At 73.2% G+C, this 16,795-nt stretch carries 11 protein-coding genes; 3 read left to right on the top strand and 8 right to left on the bottom strand.

Annotated elements, in window-relative coordinates; genetic code table 11:
* The first annotated feature begins 1 nt into the window (after position 1).
* The gene (locus tag ASC60_RS19315; protein WP_055552571.1) at positions 2–2,398 is read left to right on the top strand and encodes a TOMM precursor leader peptide-binding protein; all 2,397 of its coding nucleotides are present in this window, start codon (positions 2–4) and stop codon (positions 2,396–2,398) included.
* A 150-nt stretch (positions 2,399–2,548) separates the two neighbouring features.
* On the top strand, positions 2,549–3,790 hold the full coding sequence (locus ASC60_RS19310) for a sensor histidine kinase (RefSeq protein ID WP_234357025.1): 1,242 nt from the start codon (positions 2,549–2,551) through the stop codon (positions 3,788–3,790).
* A gap of 238 nt (positions 3,791–4,028) precedes the next feature.
* On the opposite strand, the gene ASC60_RS19305 is transcribed toward ASC60_RS19310, so the two are convergent.
* Both ASC60_RS19305 and ASC60_RS19300 read right to left on the bottom strand, forming a co-directional pair.
* Positions 4,029–4,634: a DNA-binding response regulator gene (locus tag ASC60_RS19305; protein WP_055552567.1), complete on the bottom strand. Its 606-nt coding sequence runs from the start codon at positions 4,632–4,634 to the stop codon at positions 4,029–4,031.
* Between the two features lie 686 nt (positions 4,635–5,320).
* Positions 5,321–6,586 carry a M6 family metalloprotease domain-containing protein gene (locus ASC60_RS19300; RefSeq protein WP_055552565.1) on the bottom strand — a complete coding sequence of 422 codons (1,266 nt, stop codon included), beginning with the start codon at positions 6,584–6,586 and terminating at the stop codon, positions 5,321–5,323.
* A gap of 336 nt (positions 6,587–6,922) precedes the next feature.
* Between ASC60_RS19300 and ASC60_RS19295 the strand changes: the two genes are divergently transcribed.
* Positions 6,923–8,878: a bifunctional diguanylate cyclase/phosphodiesterase gene (locus ASC60_RS19295; protein WP_107097114.1), complete on the top strand. Its 1,956-nt coding sequence runs from the start codon at positions 6,923–6,925 to the stop codon at positions 8,876–8,878.
* Between the two features lie 5 nt (positions 8,879–8,883).
* On the opposite strand, the gene ASC60_RS19290 is transcribed toward ASC60_RS19295, so the two are convergent.
* From ASC60_RS19290 to ASC60_RS19265, 6 genes are all read right to left on the bottom strand, one after another.
* Positions 8,884–10,017 carry an LLM class flavin-dependent oxidoreductase gene (locus ASC60_RS19290; RefSeq protein ID WP_055552563.1) on the bottom strand — a complete coding sequence of 378 codons (1,134 nt, stop codon included), beginning with the start codon at positions 10,015–10,017 and terminating at the stop codon, positions 8,884–8,886.
* 146 nt (positions 10,018–10,163) lie between these two features.
* Positions 10,164–12,005 (bottom strand): phospholipase C, encoded by a 1,842-nt coding sequence (locus tag ASC60_RS19285; RefSeq protein WP_055552562.1) that lies wholly within the window; start codon positions 12,003–12,005, stop codon positions 10,164–10,166.
* 168 nt (positions 12,006–12,173) lie between these two features.
* A complete protein-coding gene (gene efeB, locus ASC60_RS19280; RefSeq protein WP_055552560.1) occupies positions 12,174–13,499 on the bottom strand; it encodes an iron uptake transporter deferrochelatase/peroxidase subunit in 1,326 nt (441 codons plus the stop codon).
* Positions 13,496–14,725 (bottom strand): EfeM/EfeO family lipoprotein, encoded by a 1,230-nt coding sequence (locus ASC60_RS19275; protein ID WP_055552558.1) that lies wholly within the window; start codon positions 14,723–14,725, stop codon positions 13,496–13,498. Before ASC60_RS19275 ends, efeB begins: the two co-directional genes overlap by 4 nt.
* Before the next feature lie 151 nt (positions 14,726–14,876).
* Positions 14,877–15,620, bottom strand: coding sequence for an aspartate/glutamate racemase family protein (locus ASC60_RS19270; RefSeq protein ID WP_055552556.1), 744 nt, complete (start codon positions 15,618–15,620; stop codon positions 14,877–14,879).
* Positions 15,621–15,703: 83 nt separating this feature from the next.
* Positions 15,704–16,663: a decarboxylase gene (locus ASC60_RS19265; RefSeq protein WP_055552554.1), complete on the bottom strand. Its 960-nt coding sequence runs from the start codon at positions 16,661–16,663 to the stop codon at positions 15,704–15,706.
* Positions 16,664–16,795 lie beyond the last annotated feature (132 nt).

Below are 16,795 nucleotides of genomic sequence, written 5' to 3'. Positions count from 1 at the left end.
CATGGCGGGCGAACTGGGCTTCACCCCGCACCTGCGGGTCGAACCGGTGCCGGGAGAGGCCGTCTACCTGGTCTCCGAGCACGGCGTCACCGCGCTGCACGGGCGGGCGATCGCGGCGCTCGCGCCGCTGCTGGACGGGTCGCGGGACCTCGCGCACATCCTCACCGAGGCGGCCCGCGCGCCCGGGCTGCCGGGCGCGGTGCCCGCCGGACAGGCCGAACGGGTCATCGCGCGGCTGCGGGCGGCCGGGCTGGTGTCCGAGCGGGAGCCCACGCAGGCCCCCGGGCCCGAGGAGGCGTACTGGGAGCTGGCCGGACTGGGCGGCGGCGACGGCCGCTCCATACGCCCGGCCGACCGCCCGGCCGCGGCCTCCGTGGCGTCGGTGATCCTCGGTTCGGCCGACCCCGCCGAAGTCGTCCGGGCGCTGCGGGCGGCGGGGCTGCGGGCGGCGGCCTCGGCGGACGGGGAGTCGGACGACCGGGCGGCGGCCCCGGCCGCGCAGGGCCGGGACTGCCGATGGGCCGTACGTCAAGTCGGCCCCCGTCAACACGGCGCCGCGGAACTCACCCTTGTGGTGTGCGACGACTACCTCGATCCGCGGCTCGCCGCGGTCGACGCCGCCCATCGCGCCGCGGGCCGCCGCTGGCTGCCCGTCAAACCGGTGGGCACCAAGGCGTGGCTCGGCCCGTTCCTCGGCGCCCACGACGACCCGTGCTGGGCATGTCTGGCCGACCGGCTCTGGCGCGGGCGGCAGGCCGAGGCGTACCTCCAGCGCAGGCTGGGCCGCCCGGGGCCGGTGCCACGGCCGCCCGCCTCGCTGCCCGCGAGCCGCGCGGCCGCGCTCCAGCTGGCCGCGCTGGAGGCCGCCAAGTGGCTGGCCGGGCACCGGCATCCGGGGCAGCGGGCGCTGTGCACCCTGGACAGCCTCACCGCCACCGTGGACCGCCATCCGCTCTCCCGCCGCCCGCAGTGCGCCGGGTGCGGGAATCCGGCGCTGGTCGCGGAGCGGATACGGGCGCCGCTGGCCCTGCCGTCGCCGCGTGAGCCGCGCGACGACCGCGTGAACACCACCGTGAACGCCGCCTCACCGCGCGACGTCATGGAGCGGTACGGCCATCTCGTGGACCCCGTCACCGGGCTGGTCACCGAGATCCGCCGCGATCCGCGCGGCCCGGCCCTCCTCAACTGCTACCACGCCCGCCACCCCTCGTACGCCGCCTACGGTCCGCACACCGCCCCCGCGCCGCCGAGCGGGCTGGACGCGGTGCGGGCCGGGCTGCGGGCCGCCGCCCACGGCAAGGGGCGGACCGCCGAACAGGCCCGGGCGAGCGCCCTGTGCGAGGCGCTCGAGCACTACAGCGGCCACTTCCAGGGGGACGAGCCGCGCCAGCGCGCCCGCTACCGCGCGCTGGACCCGGCGGACGCGGTGCATCCGGACACCGTCCAGCTCGTGCATCCACGGCAGTTCGCGCGGCCGTTCACGGACCGGGCCACGCCCGCGCGCCACCGGCCCCCCGATCCGTTCGACGAGGACGCCGAACTCGACTGGACGCCGGTGTGGTCGCTCACCGCCGAGCGGCACCGGCTGCTGCCCACCGCACTGCTGTACTACGGCGCCCCGCAGCCCCCGGGACGGCGCTGCTGCCGGGCGGACTCCAACGGCGCGGCGGCCGGGCCCACCCTGGCCGACGCCGTCGTACGGGGCTTCCTGGAGCTGGTGGAGCGGGACGCGGTCGCCCTGTGGTGGTACAACCGCACCCGTCAGCCCGCGGTCGCCCTGGACGCCTTCGACGACCCCTGGCTGGCCGAAGTCCGCCGCGCCCACGGCGGACTGCGGCGCGAGGTGTGGGCGCTGGACCTCACCACCGACTTCGGCATCCCGGTGGTCGCCGCGCTCTCGCGCCGCACCGACAAGCCCGCGGAGGACATCACGCTGGGCTTCGGCGCCCACTTCGACCGGCACACCGCGCTGTGCCACGCCTTCGCCGAGCTGAACCAGATGCTGCCCGCGGTGGTCGAGGCCCGCGCGGACGGCGGGGGCTACGGCGCGGCCGACCCGGTGGCGCTGCGCTGGTTCCGTACCGCGACCACCGCCGGCCGGCCCTATCTGACGCCCGGCCCGGACGCGGCGCCGCCGCCCGGGGTGGCCGCTCCCCCGGACGGTGACGCCCTGGCCGCCGTACGGGAGGCGGTCCGCGCGCGCGGGATGGAGCTGCTGGTGCTGGACCAGACCCGGCCGGATGTGGGGCTGCCCGTGGCCAAGGTGCTGGTGCCCGGGCTGCGCCCGCACTGGCCCCGGTTCGCGCCCGGCCGGCTCTACGACGTCCCGGTGGCCCTGGGGCGGCTGCGGCGGCCGACGGCGTACCGCGACCTGAACCCCGTTCCCCTTTTCCTGTGATTCTTCCTGTGATCGAAGGTGACAACCCGTAACTCTGTGTACACCATGAGCCTTCGCCGCACCCCCTCCTCCCCCGCAAAAGATCGGATACTCTCGGGCAAGCCGCCCAATCCGGCCCGACCATCCGGAGGACGAGTGCAGGGGAGCCTCTTGCCCGACGATGCCGGGAAAAAGCCGCCGCGCGACCACGACGACCTGGCGCCGCGCCTGGCCGTGGTGATCACGGTCGTGGTGCTCCTGGGCTACTTCTCCGTCGCCGTGACGTACGTGGTCGAAGGACTCCCGCCGGGGAGCGCGGTGGACGCGGTGGTGCGGATGCTGGAGATCCTGCCGGTGCTGGCCGCGCTGCTGGGCATCCAGCTGACGCACTCCTTCCCCGGTCTGGTGCCCCGGATGGCCGCCGCCCGGCACTGGACGCTGCTGCTCCAGGCGACGCTGACCTTTCTGCCCTTCGCCGTCTTCGAGCAGGCGTGGCTGGGCATGCCCGGCTTCCTGGCGGGCTCCGCGCTGCTGGTGCTGGTCCCGGCGGTGGCCTGGCCGACGTTCGCCGCGATCCTGGTGATCACCGATGTGCTGCTGTTCCAGGTGGGGTTCGGCTGGGACAAGGTCGCGTACACCACGGTGTCCACCACGATCACCGGGCTGGTGGTCTTCGGGCTCTCCCGGCTCTCCGGCCTGGTCGCCGAGGTCTCCCGGTCGCGGGCGGAACTGGCCCGGCTGGCGGTCGCGCAGGAGCGGCTGCGGTTCTCCCGGGACGTGCACGATCTGCTCGGCCTCAGCCTCTCCACCATCACCCTCAAATGCGAGCTGGTGCACCGGCTGGTGCCCCGGCAGAACGACCGGGTGCGGCAGGAGCTGGCCGAGATCCTGCAGACGTCCCGTCAGGCGCTGGCCGACGTCCGGGCGGTGGCCCGGGGGTACCGCAAGATGTCGCTGTCCGCGGAGGCGGAGACGGCCCGGTCCATGCTGGCCGCGGCGGGCATCCGGGCCACCGCGGACATCGAGTGCGGGCCGCTGCCCGAGCGGGTGGACACAGTGCTGGCGAGCGTGTTGCGCGAGGGGCTGACCAACGTGCTGCGGCACAGCAAGGCCGAGCACTGCGCGATCACGGCCCGGCGGGCCGGGCCCACGGTGCGGCTGACCCTGGTGAACGACGGGGTGGGCAAGGCGTCCACGATCCTGCGTGCCGACGGCGTCGCCGGCACCGCGGGCGGCAGCGGTATCGGCAACCTCCGGGTGCGGCTGGCGGGGCTCGGCGGGCGGCTGTACGCGGACGTACGGCCCGACGGCTGGTTCGAGCTGCGGGCCGAGCTGGAGGTGTCCACGGAGGCGCCGAGGAACGGGCGGGGGCGCGGTACGGAGGAGGAGTTCGGCCCCGCGGTGACGGCGTGACGCCCGGCCGTTTTCCGTAGCGCCGGGGGGGGTGTCTTGTTGGTCAGGCCGGATCAGCGAGCGGTGTCTGGTGCAGGGGGCACCTCCCAACGGTAGCTGGGGGAAGCGCGCAACCCGCGTGAGGCGAGCGCGGCGGCGCTGCGTGCGACGAGCGCGGGGCCGCGAGGTGCCGCCCGCCGCGGCAGCGGCTGATGTCACAGCGGGCGTCGGGAGCCCGGCGTGATCCACAAGACGCCCCCTACAGCCAGCCCGCCTCGCGGGCGATCCGGATGGCGTCGACCCGGTTGCGCGCGTTGAGCTTGGTGACGGCGGAGGTCAGGTAATTGCGCACCGTCCCCACCGACAGAAAGAGCCGGGCCGCTATACGGGCGGCCTCCTCACCCTCGGAGGCCATCCGCAGCACCTCCAGTTCGCGCGGGGTCAGCGGCTGCGGGCCGTCGTCCAGGGCGGCCAGGGCGAGTTGTGGGTCGATGACCCGCTCGCCCCGCGCGACCGCGCGAATGGCATCGCACAGGGTGGCCGGGCTGCTGTCCTTCAGCAGAAATCCGGCGACATGGGCCGCGAGCGCGCGCCGCAGATTTCCGGGCCGGCCGAGGCTGGTGAGCATCATGGTCCGGCATTCGGGAACGGCGGTGTGCAGCTCGGCGGCGGCGGTCAGCCCGTCCACTCCGGGCAGGTCGATGTCGAGGATCGCGACATCCGGGCGGAGCTGGCGGGCCCGCGGCAGAATATCGGCGCCGCTGGAGAATTCGGCCACGACCTCGATATCGGGTTCGAATTCCAGCAGGGCGACCAGTGCTTTGCGCAGCATATGCATGTCTTCGGCGATGAGCACCCTGACCATGTCGCCCCGCCCCTTCCCCCACCGGCCCCCGCATGATGATTATTCCCAAGCGTTTCCGGGCCTCGCAGCCTTTCCGCCCGATTCCCCGTGTCGAACAGAGGTATTACTCCGGCCGCCGTTCAGGCCGCGCCGCCCCGGCACGGTTCGGTGGGCCCCGGCGCGTACTCGGCGTGCAGGGCGCGCAATTCACCGCGTGGATATCACTCGCGCGGCACCCCACGGCGCACCTTCGCCGCCCCGTCCCGGCGCACCGTACCGGGGCTGACGGGGAGCACCGCGCCGGTGGTGACGCCGGACTCCTCCGCCCCCGGGCGCGGATCCGGGGGGCGAGCCGGGGCAGCCCGTCGCGAACCCGGCCGGTCATGCGGATGCCGCCGTCCGCCGCGAGGCCGAGGCCGCCGGTGCGCAGGAAGCCGCCGGGGCCGTCGGCGGCCGGCGCGGCACAGCGTGCGTCGTGGGTGTCGGGGGCGACGGTTTCGGTGATGCGTGGCGGCCGATGGCCCGTGGCCAGGCGGCCGGGTCGGTGCGGAACGGGCACGTGGGCGGCGGCCCGGTCGGTCGCGGTGCCGGCGGTGTGGTGCGGTGCCGGCGGTGTGGTGCGGCGCCGGCGGTGTGGTGCGGTGCCGGCGGTGTGGTGCGGTGCCGGCCGGTCGACGGGCAGGCAGGCCGGCGCGGTCGAAACCGGTCTAGGAGCGCGCGCCGCGGGTGACCCGCACGGCCCAGGAGCCGCCGTCGGCACGGCCGGTGACGGTCACGCGGACCGCTTCCTCCCTGGCCAGGAGGGAGTCGCCGACGCCGAGCGGGGCGTCGGCCAGATCGGGGTAGACGGACTCGTTCCAGCAGGCGGAGGTGGCGGGGTGGCCGTCCAGGACCCGGACCGGGCCCTCGCCCGAGGCGGCGTCGTTGCGCACCCGGTAGACCAGGACGCCTTCGGTGCAGGTGCCCGCGTCGTTGCCGTACGCGCCGCGCGCCTCGATGGCCAGCGCGGTGGTGGGGCCGGTGCGGACCACCACCAGCCGGGTGCGGGTGTCGGTGCCGGGGCGGCCTTCCATGGGGGCGCTGAGGGGCTGGAGGGTGTACGTCTTCGGGCCGAGGGACCGGACGCAGACCACCTGGCGGCCGGTGAGCCAGCCGAGTTTCCACTTGTGCCAGCCGAAGGGGTCCGGGGAGAGCCCGAACTGGCTGCCCATCAGGTCCCAGTCGCCGACGTAGGTGTCCCAGTCGCCGCTGTTGTCGGCGGTGCTGGGCCGGTGGTAGAGGTCGGGCAGGTCGAAGACGTGCCCGGTCTCATGGGCGAGGACATTGCGATCGGGCGGATGGTGCTCGAAGACGGTCACCAGACGGCGCAGATCCTTACCGTCGGCGCGCAGTGGTCGTTCGAAGTTGACCACTTTGGTCGCGTCGGCGTCGACGCCCGGGGCGTCGGGGTCGGCAACGAGATAGACGATGTCGTAGCGGCCGAAGTCCAGGTGTGGATCGGCGGCGCGAAGGGCGTCGCGCAGATACGCGGCACGGTGCGAGGAGTTCCAGTCGCGCTGTATGGCGTACGCGGTGGACGCCTTCGGCATGGTGATCCAGCGCCGCAGCGGGTGGACGCGCAGCGAGAAGCGTCCGTAGGAGGCGCGCCGGAAGAAGTCGCCGGTCGTGGGGGTGTGGTCGGCGGCCAGCCGGGCGGGGGTGACCCTGGGCGCGGCGTCAGGGAAGGACAGGAAGACCATGGCCGCGCGGAGCGAGCGGACCGGGCGGGGGTAGTCGCCGTTCCAGGTGTCCAGGCCCTCGGAGTGGTGGGCGCCGGTGCGCTCCAGGGTGCACGGGCCGCCCGCGCCCACGGCCGTGGCGGGGCCCGCCACCACGGTGGTGGCGACCACCGCGCTCAGCGAGGTCAGTACGGCCTGGGCCCGGCGCAACCGGGTCGGCCGCGACGCCCCCGCGAACGCTTGAGGACGCGCCATGCCGACCTCCCGGGCGTAGACGGAACACCCACTCCACCCTGGGGCGGATTGGCGCGGTACGCCCTGTTCGGCTGGACCGGTCGAGTGAACCGGCCGGGATCCGGGTACGTAACAGACGGTCACATCCGGTCAAGCGGGCAGTGTGCCCGCGCAGAGTCGAACAGATACGACCAAACACCTTGTCAAGGCGGCGGTGATCGCGATGGCGTGGATGGAACGCGCGGAGTACGAGCCTCTATGATCGGCACATTTCCAGCGGGGATTACCTATTCAGGCAGGCTCTCGACGTCTGCCCGGCACCCGGTGTGAGAGATGCACGAGACGTGTACAACACAGATGACATACCTGGACCAGACGAACGCCACGCGGGAGCGAGCGGTGAGCGGAACCCCCGACTGGCAGGGCCGCGCGCCCGGCGCGACGCTGCCGACGATCACTGAGCGTAGTACGCACCCCAGCGCTCCACCCATCGAGGCGGGCGCCGGCGCACCCCCCACCCCGGCGGCCCCCGCGTGCGCGCCCCCGGGCGCGCCACGGGGCGCGCCCGGCACTCCGCTGGGCGCGCCGCCGGGCGCCCCCCGGGGCGCACCGCCGGGCGCCGCGCCCAGCGACTACCGCGCCGCCTTCAACGCCGCGCGGCTCGCCATGGCGGTCATCGACCGCGAGGGCAACGTCCTGGACGCCAACCCCGCGCTGGGCACCCTGCTGGGCGCCGACCCCGCCCAGCTGGCCACCCGCGGCGCCGCCGAGCTGGCGGAGCTGCGGGAGGACGCGCGGGCCTGGAGCGACTACCGGGATGTGCTGCTCGGCCGTCGCGAGCGGATGACGTGCACCCGTCGGCTCCATCACTCCGACGGTCATTCCCTCTGGGCCGAGATCACGGTCGAACCGGCCCCGGACAGCTGCAGCCTGCTGCTGTCGATGGCCGACATCAGCGACCGCCGGGACCTCCAGGGCAGGCTGCGTCATCTGCAGATGCACGACCCGGTGACCCGGCTGCCCAATCGGAACCTGTTCTTCGAGCGGCTGACCGCCGCGCTGGAGGCGGGGGCGTACGACCGCGCGGGCACCGGCCGGATCGGGCTGTGCTACCTCGACCTGGACGGCTTCAAGGCGATCAACGACACCCTCGGCCACCGGGTCGGCGACCGGCTGCTGCGCGCGGTCGCCCAGCGGCTCAGCGAATGCGCGGCGCCCGGCGACCATCTGGTGGCGCGGCTCGGCGGGGACGAGTTCGCCCTGCTGGTGCGGGAGTCCAGCGGCACCGAGCAGCTGTGCGAGCTGGCCCGCTCGGTGCTGGCCGCGCTCCAGCGGCCGTTCGACGTGGGCGGGCAGCGGCTGTCGGTGTCGGCGAGCATCGGCGTCGTGGAGCGGCCCGCCGCGGGCACCCACACCACCTGGCTGATGCAGGCGGCGGACACCACGCTCTACTGGGCCAAGGAGGACGGCAAGGCCCGCTGGACCCTCTTCGACCCCGAGCGCAACGCCCACCGCATGACCCGTCAGGCGCTGTCCAGCACGCTGCGACCGGCGGTCGAGCGGGAGGAGTTCGTGCTGGACTACCAGCCGCTGGTGGGCCTGGTCGACGGGGTCGTGCGGGGTGTGGAGGCACTGGTGCGCTGGGACCATCCGCAGTTCGGCCGGCTCTCGCCGAATCGGTTCGTCTCGCTGGCCGAGGAGAACGGCGCGATCGTGCCGCTCGGGCGCTGGGTGCTGCGGACCGCCTGCCGTCAGGCCCGCGCCTGGCAGCGGGCCCATCCCCGGCATCCGCTGGTGGTCAGCGTCAATGTGGCCGTGCGTCAGGTGTGGGACTCGGACCTGGTCGCCGACGTGGGCACGATCCTCGCCGAGACGGGGCTGCCGCCGCGGCTGCTCCAGCTGGAGCTGACCGAGTCCGCGGTCATGGGCTCGGCGGGCCGTCCGCTGCAGGCGCTCCAGCAGCTGAGCGACATGGGGGTGGCCATCGCGATCGACGACTTCGGCACCGGCTACTCCAACCTCGCCTATCTGAGCCGGCTGCCGGTCTCCACGCTCAAGCTGGACGGCTCCTTCGTCCAGGGTTTCCGGGCCGAGGAGCACCCCAATCCGGCGGACGAGACGATCGTCCGGGCGCTGGTGGAGCTGGCGCACCGGCTGGGGCTCACGGTGGTGGCGGAGTGCGTGGAGAGCGCGGAGCAGGCGGAGCGGCTGGGACGGATCGGCTGCGATACGGGTCAGGGCTGGTTCTACTCCCGCCCGGTCCCGCCGGACCGCATCCCGCCCATGCTCCCCGCCTGCCCGGCCGTCACGTAGGGGGTTTACGCGGGCGCGTCCGGCAGGCCGTACGCGTCCGCGATCAGGCCGTAGGAACGGAGCTTGGCCTCCGGCCCGTGCGCGGTCGTCGTGATCTTGAGTTCGTCCGCCCCGGTGCGCTTGACCAGGTCGTCCAGCCCCTCGCGCACCTCGTCCGGCGTCCCGTACACCACGTTGGCCAGCCAGCTGTTCACGAAGTCGCGCTCCATCTCGCTGAACTCGTGTGCCTCGGCCTCCTCCGGCGACGGCACCAGGCCCGGGCGGCCGGTGCGCAGACGGATCATGGAGAGGGCTCCGGTGAGCACCTGCCGGTGGGCCTGCTCCTCGCCCTCGGCCGCGAAGGCGGAGACGCCGATCGACGCGTACGGCCGGTCCAGCACCGCGGACGGGCGGAACGACTCGCGGTAGAGGTCGAGCGCGGGGATCGTGTTGGCCGCGGAGAAGTGGTGCGCGAAGGAGAACGGCAGGCCCAGCCGGCCCGCGAGCCGGGCGCTGAAGCCGCTGGACCCCAGCAGCCACACCGAGGGCCGGTCGGCGGACTGCACCCCGCCGGGGACCGTCCCCTGGACGGGCCCGGGCACGGCGTGGATACGGGCGTACCGGTGGCCGTCGGGGAAGTCGTCGTCCAGGAACCGGACCAGCTCGGCGAGCTGTTGCGGGAACTCGTCGGCGCCCTCGCGCAGCCGGTCGGTGCGGCGCAGGGCCGCCGCGGTCGCCCCGTCCGTGCCGGGGGCGCGGCCGAGGCCGAGGTCCACCCGGCCGGGGGCGAGCGCCTCCAGCGTGCCGAACTGTTCGGCGATGACGAGCGGGGCGTGGTTGGGCAGCATCACCCCGCCGGAGCCGAGCCGGATGCGCTCGGTGTGCGCGGCCAGATGGGCGAGGATGACAGCCGGGGAGGAGCTGGCGACGCCCGGCATGGAGTGGTGCTCGGCCACCCAGAAGCGGTGGAAGCCGCGGCGCTCGGCGAGCCCGGCCAGCTCGGTGGTGGTGCGCAGCGCCTGGGTGGCGGTCAGCCCGCTGCCGACGGTCGCCAGGTCCAGCACCGACAGCGGTACGGGCGCACTGCCCCGGGGCCTGGCCCGGATGGTGTCGCGCTCCGCGTCTCGCTTTTCGTCCCGCCGGTCCCGCTCATCGGCCACGGTGGCCCGCCTCCCTGATCGCACTGCGGTGCACGTTCGTCCACCGCGCACAGTCAACCGGATGAAGGCTCCGCTTTATTCCCGGCCCCGGGACTCACGGGAATCCTGGGTCCCGTGAGTCCCGTGAGTCCCGGGGCCGGATGGCGTCAGGCAGTGCGGCGGCGGCGCAGCACCAGGACCGTGGCCGCGGTGCCGAACGCCAGCGCACCGGCGGTGAGGCCGATCGGCAGGACGGCCGAGCCGCCCGCCCCCGCCGTCCCGGCGGTCCCGGCGAGGCGCTGCGGGGTGAGGGCGTCGGCGATCGGGGCGTCGGCGGCCAGGGCGCTGGTCGTGTAGTGCCCGGCCCGGTGCACCGAGTCCACCGAACCGTCCTGCTTCAGCAGCACCTGGGTGTTGTTCGGGTGCCGGAAGTCGAACATGCCGGTCAGCGGCTTCGCCCGGGCGTCGAAGGAGGCGTCACCGATCCGGCCGGTGTGCCAGTTGTCCTCGATGAAGCGGGTGATCGACGTCTGCTCGGTGGGGGTGTGGTCGACCTTGTTGGACTTGCTGTACGGGGAGATCACCAGCAGCGGCTGGCGCGGGCCGGGGCCACAGCGGTCCTGGTAGCCGCCGGCGGGCCGGGGCGCGGACTGGCAGGCGGGGCTGTCGGTGGCCTTGCCGTTCGAGCCGGTCGTGGTGTCACGGGAGCCGTTGGTGGGCTTGGCGTACGCGTGGTCGTACCAGCCGTCGCTGTCGTCGTAGGCGACGACGACAGCGGTGTCCTTCCACTGCGGCGACTTCTGGATCGCGTTGATCTGCTTGACGAGGAAGTGCTGCTCGTCGACCGGGTCCGAGTAGCCCGCGTGGCCGTCCTGGTACTCGGCGGCCTTCAGGAAGCTGACCGCCGGCAGATGGCCCGTCTTGAGGGCGGCGTCGAAGTCGGTCAGGTCGTAGTTGTGGTTGGCCTGACCGCTGTGGCCGATCTCCCCCACGTTCTTGGGCGGCAGATGGTGGGGGTTGGCCGTGGACTTGTAGTACTGGAACGGGGCGTGGTGGGGGCTGTAGTCCACCGAGGACGCGCCGCCGACATTGGCGTGCGTGGTGCCCGAGCACTTCGCGTAGCTGCCCTGCTTGCCGTCCCAGGCGGTGCTGGGCCGGAAGCCGCCCTGGAACCAGCCCCAGCTGACGTTCTTGGCGTTGAGCAGGTCACCGATGTTCTTGCCCTTGAGCATGCCCAGGGCGCTGCTGCTGGTGTGGTCCTTGTCCGAGCAGTCGTCGAAGGCCGGGTCCGGGTCGTGGGTCATCGTGCCGACGCCCCGGGCGTCCGGCGAGGCCACGGTGGCCGGATCCGGCTTGTCGGTCTGCTTCGGGTCCTCGGTGGAGGACTTCGGATCGGTGGAGACGATGCCATGGGTCTGGCCGGAGACCAGCTCGATGGCGCCCGGGCTGGACGGGCCGTAGCCGGAGCTGAAGGAACGGTCGCTCATCGCGTAGTGCTGGGCGTAGTTCCACAGCCCGGTGACCGTGTTGCCGTCGTAGTAGTCCATGACCAGACCGGGCTCGCCGAACAGCCCGGTGCACTTGCTGACCTCGGTGTTCTCGACGAACTTATCGGCCTTGCCGCCATTGGCCGCGTACTGCTCGGGTCCGTAGGAGTGGTTCTGGTCGCAGGTCATCGCCTGCGAGGACGCCAGCCGCTTGGGCTTGTAGAGATTGGGGTTCTTCTCCAGCAGCCCCGCGTGGGCGAGGGTGTCGATGTCCTTCGGGGTGTCCTCGGCGGGGGTGAACTTCGTGCCGTCGGTGTTGGCGGCCTGGGGGTAGGTGCCGAAGTAGTGGTCGAACGAAATGTTCTCGTCGAAGATCACCACCACATGCTTCACGGGCGTCGCGGTCCGCTGCGCCGCCCCCTCGGCGGGCGCGGCCCATGCCGACCCCGCCCCGCCCGTGGTCGCCAGCGCCGCGGCGCCCACCAGGGCACTCCAGCGCTTCGCTCGTCCTCTACCGCCCATGCCGTGCCTCCACATGTTCGTGTTTCACGCCTGCGCCAGAATCCTGGGCCGCGGGCAGGACATTCCGATGGAATCCATGGAAGAGGGCGAATGAATAGCGAGTCAGGAAACCACAAGGGATTCTTGAGGTGTTCTTGACCAGCGGGTGGCCCGGACAGCACCGGACGGTCAGGACAGCAAGGCCCGGCCCAGCCAATCCGCGTGGTCCCGCACACCGGGCAGCGCGTAGAAATAGCCGCCGCCGAACGGGGTGACGTAGTCGACCAGCGGCTCGCCCGCGAGACGCTTTTGCACCGTCTCGAACTGCCGGTCCAGATCCTGCTGATAGCAGCAGAACAACAGGCCCATGTCCAGATTCCCGTTCCCGTCCATGCCCCGGTCGTAGTTGTAGGCACGGCGCAGGATGCGCTGGTCGTCGGTGCGGCCGGTGCGGGGATTGGCCATCCTGATGTGGCTGTCCAGCGGGATGACGTCGCCCTTGGGGTCCTGGGCGAAGCGCGGGGTGTCGAACTCGTGCCGCCCGTCCAGCGGTGCACCGGACTCCCGGCTGCGGCCGAACATCCGCTCCTGCTCGGTGATCGACACCCGGTCCCAGAACTCCACCAGCATCCGGATCAGCCGGACCACCTGATAGCTGCCTCCGGTCGCCCAGCCCGGCTCCCCGGAGCGCCCGCCCGCCCACACCAGGCGGTCCATCAGCCGGGCGTCACCGGTGTCGGGGTTGGCGGTGCCGTCCTTGAAGCCCAGGTGGTTGCGCGGGGTGCCGGAGGGGCGGGGCGGGCTGATGAAGCCGTCCATGCGCCAGCGCACCTGGAGCGCGCCCCGGGTGTGCCGGGCTATGTCGCGCAGCGCGTGCAGCACGGTGTCCGTGTTCTCCGCGCAGAGCTGGAGGCTCAGATCGCCGTGGCACCAGTCGGGGTCGAGGTCGTCGTCGGGAAAGGACGGCATGGCGCGCAGCCGCCGGGGCTTGCGGTCCTTCAGCCCATAGCGCCCGTCGAAGAGCGAGGCGCCCACGCCGACCGTCGCGGTCAGCCGGTCGGCGGTGACCAGCGGGCCCAGGGTGCCGGAATCGACGGGCGGGGCGGTGATCCCCACCGGATCCGGGGCACCGCCGGTGGTGAGGAAGCGGCAGCGCGCGGTGAGGGTACGGAACACCTCGGTCAGCTCGGTGCGCCCCTCGGCGGTGGCGTCGAAGGCGACGAACGCGGTGGCGCGCTGCGGCGGGGTGAGGATCCCGGCCTGGTGCCCGCCGTGAAACGGAACCCGCGCGGGCGCCCCTCCCACACCACCCGGATACGCGCCGCCCGGATACGCGCCGCCCGGATACGCACCGCCCGAATACGCGCCATCCGCCGAGGCCCCGTCCGACAGCACGCCGCCCGCCGACCCGTCGCCCGCCCGCGCGGCGGCCGGGGCGGCCGAGGCGCCCGCCACCGCGCCGACCGTGCCCGCCGCGGCGCTCCACAGGAAACCCCGCCGCCGCACCTCGCTCACCGGGACCTCCGCGCATCCGTCAGTGCCGCCACATCGGCCAGCCGCTCCACCAGCGCCCCCGCGGCGGCGTTGATCTTCTCCCGGCGCCCGCGATCGAGCCGGTCCACCGGGGTCCAGCGGTCCCCCTGGCGGGCGGCGTCCAGGGCCTTCCCCGTGCGATCCAGCCAGGAGTCGACCTCCGGCAGCCCGGGGTCACGGGACGTCAGCAGCGGGCGCAGCCGGTCCAGCACGGCCCGGGTGCCGTCGAGGTTGGCCCGCGCGGTGGCCAGGTTGGTGCCGCTGCCGTAGTCGGTGCGGCCGGTCAGCTCGAACTGCACGGTGTTCTCCATGATCTCGTGCGCCCGCAGCCCCAGCTCCGCGGGATCCATCCGCTGCTGCGGCCAGCCGTCCCGCAGCGCACGGACGGACCGGTCCAGCCGGTCGGCGGCGCCGCGCAGACCGCTCGCGGACGCGTCGTGCCACAGCCCGTACTCGATGCGGTGGAAGCCGGTGAAGCCCGGATCGCGGACACCACCGGACAGCCCCGCCGTGGTGCCGTTGATCGCCCCGTCCGCGTCACCGAAGGTGCCGTAGGCGGCGCCCATCCGCTCGTACACCAGATGGGCCGGAAGCCAGGCCGCGCGGGCGGCGGCCACGTCGCCGTCGCGGACGGCCGAGCGCAGCGCGTCGGTACGCCGCACCAGCTCGTCCATCCGGCCCTGGACCCAATGTTGGTAGGCGATAGCGGGCGGGATCAGGTCCTGCTGGGTGACCGGAACGGCGGCCGGGCCGCCGCCGCGCGCCGGTCCGGCCACGGTCACCGTGGGCCCGGTGACCGCGTCCGTGTCCTCGGGCAGGCACCGGAAGGCGTAGGAGCCTCCGCCGAGGATGACCCGCAGCGGTCGGGTGGTGCCCGGGCCCAGACCTTCGACCTCCCCGAACACCGAGCCGTTCGCCGGGTTGGTCAGATAGACCTCGGCCGCCCGGCTGGAGGTGTTCGTGAGGTCGAAGACCTGCTTACCGCGGTGTGGATGGACCCAGCCCTTGCCGCAGCCGCCCTCCGACACCTCGACCGAGGTGTGCCGCAGCCCGTCGGCCGCGGTGGCCGGGCTCCGCGGGCCCCGGCCGCCCGACGACCCTCCGGCCGTGGCCAGCGTGGCGGTGGCCACCGCGGCGGCCACCGCCACGGCACCGGCGATCAGCCGCGGGCGGTGCGACCCGGGGAAGAAGGGAGGAAGGCGGCGCACGGCTGCATGCTAAGCGGATTCCGGGAAGCGGAACCGTGCCGGGTATGCCCGGAGAGGGGGAATTCCCGCCAGGTTCACCGGTCCGTCACCGCCCGCTCCCCCGTCGCCGTCGCCACCGGCAGCTCGCTGCTCCCCTGCTCCCCCGCTCCGCTCAGCTCCTCGCGGCGAACAGCGTGCCCAGCCGGTCATGGACCGGCCTGCGGCCCAGCAGCCGCAGCCCCTCCCAGACCGTGACCTGATTCGCCGTGAGCACGGGCTTGCCGAGGTCCGCCTCCAGATCGGGCAGCCAGGCGGCGGTGTGCAGGGCGGTGTCCGGCAGCAGCACCGCCTGGGCGTCGGGGTGGTCACCGGCGCGGGCCATCCGCAGCACCTCATCCCGTCCCCAGGTGCCGACCTCGGCGGCGGTGATGATGCCGCTGCCCTGGGTGGAGACCACCTCGGCGCCCGCCGCCTTCAGGAACGTCCGGAAATACTCCGCGACATCCTCCGGATAGGTCGCGGCGATGGCCAGCCTCTCGACGCCCAGCTCCTGCACCGCGTGGGCGAAGGCGAAGGAGGTGCTGGAGGCGGGCAGCACGGCCGTCTCCTCCAGCTCGCGCACCTGCTCCCGGGCGCCCTCCCAGCCGAAGACGAAGCTCGCGCTCGTACAGGCCCAGACCACCGCCTGGGCGCCGCGCTCCTTCAGCTCGGCGACCCCGGCCGCGAGACGGGCCCCCGAGCCCATTTCCAGCAGGGCGTCCACCCGGTGCGCGTCCTCACCGATGTCGGTGTGGACGAGCGGAAGCCGCACGCTGTCACCGAGCAGCCCTTCCAGACGCGGATAGTCGTCCTCGGCGGAATAGCCCGGGTAGAGAAAGCCCACCGTGTCCGGCATCGCTCGCGTCGCGTCCATCATGACTGCCTCCTTACCTGCGGCCCCCGTGAGCGCCGCCCCTGCACTGTCACTTGTGATACACCGCAGCCGCCCGGCGGGTTCCCTCACATCACGGACGGACCTCCCGAGTCATCGAGGAACGGGCCCTCGCCGATCCCCGGCCCGAACCCCGGGTCGAGCCCGTCCGCCGGATCGAGGTCCGCCCCGGGCGACGCCGCCCCGGCCAGTGCCGCCTCCGGCTCCGGCTCGGGGTCCGCCACCGGTCCGGCTAGCACCGCCCTCGGGCCGCTCAGCTGCGACGACGACGCCATCCCCGCCGGGCCCCGCCGCGCGGCCGGGTCCAGCAGCGCCTGGTACGGGCCGACCGCCTGGGCACCGATCTCCCGCAGCGCCGCCCAGATCGTCACCTGGTTGGCCGACAGCACGGGCATCCGCAGCTCCGCCTCCAGCTGCGGAATCACGTCGTAGGTCGGCAAGTTGGTGCAGCTGATGAAGAGCGCGTCGGGCGACCCGACCACCGCCTGCCGCGCCATGTCGACCACATCGCGGTAGGGCACCTTCCAGATGTGCCGGGTCAGTCCGAGATAGGCCCGGCCGGTCACGGTGATACCGGCCTCGCCCAGGTAGTCCTCCAGCGAGTCGGTCACCGACCGGGTGTACGGGGTCACCACGGCGACCCGCCGGGCGCCGATCTCGCGCAGCGCCTCCAGCAGGGCGCCCGAGGTGGTGAGCGAGGGCAGCTCGCCCGCCTGGGTCATCGCCGCGCACATCGCTCGCTCACCGGCCACACCGCCGACGAAGCTGCCCGACGTGCAGGCGTACGCGGCCACTTCCGGTGCGACCGCGCTCAGCGCCCGCACCGCGTCCTGCAGGGTTTCGTGCTCGCTCACGAGCCGTGCCAGGTCGAGGCTGACCTCGACCGGGACGAAGGGGGTGCGGGTGAGGTGCAAGGAGACCTCGTCCGGCACCCAGCGCCACAGTTCGCGATCAAGCGCGAAGTCGAACGGTGCTACGACGCCCACACCGCGCTGCGGCTGCGGGCCACCCAGAAAGGAGACGTCCATATATCGAGCCCCAATACAGAAAGGAGAGGCTGGACCATTGGCCAGAGATATAAGAGAGAGCACCGGCCTGATGCCGGGACGTCGGGACAGATGCCGTTGTTGACGACGGTAGTTTCCGCTGCCTAGCGTGGT

Origin of the sequence: Streptomyces sp. NBRC 110028 (assembly GCF_001417735.1) — a bacterium.
In the GTDB taxonomy this organism is placed as follows: Bacteria; Actinomycetota; Actinomycetes; order Streptomycetales; family Streptomycetaceae; genus Streptomyces.
The sequence above is the reverse complement of the archived record's forward strand: the minus strand, read 5'-3'. Positions and strand labels throughout refer to the sequence as shown.

Bases quoted from the DNA above. Each gene is read 5' to 3' on its own strand.
- ASC60_RS19315 (WP_055552571.1), top strand. From the start codon at position 2: ATGGCGGGCGAACTGGGCTTCACCCCGCACCTGCGGGTCGAACCGGTG.
- ASC60_RS19305 (WP_055552567.1), bottom strand. From the start codon at position 4,634: ATGGTCAGGGTGCTCATCGCCGAAGACATGCATATGCTGCGCAAAGCA.
- ASC60_RS19300 (WP_055552565.1), bottom strand. From the start codon at position 6,586: ATGGCGCGTCCTCAAGCGTTCGCGGGGGCGTCGCGGCCGACCCGGTTG.
- ASC60_RS19295 (WP_107097114.1), top strand. From the start codon at position 6,923: ATGACATACCTGGACCAGACGAACGCCACGCGGGAGCGAGCGGTGAGC.
- ASC60_RS19285 (WP_055552562.1), bottom strand. From the start codon at position 12,005: ATGGGCGGTAGAGGACGAGCGAAGCGCTGGAGTGCCCTGGTGGGCGCC.
- ASC60_RS19270 (WP_055552556.1), bottom strand. From the start codon at position 15,620: ATGATGGACGCGACGCGAGCGATGCCGGACACGGTGGGCTTTCTCTAC.
- ASC60_RS19265 (WP_055552554.1), bottom strand. From the start codon at position 16,663: ATGGACGTCTCCTTTCTGGGTGGCCCGCAGCCGCAGCGCGGTGTGGGC.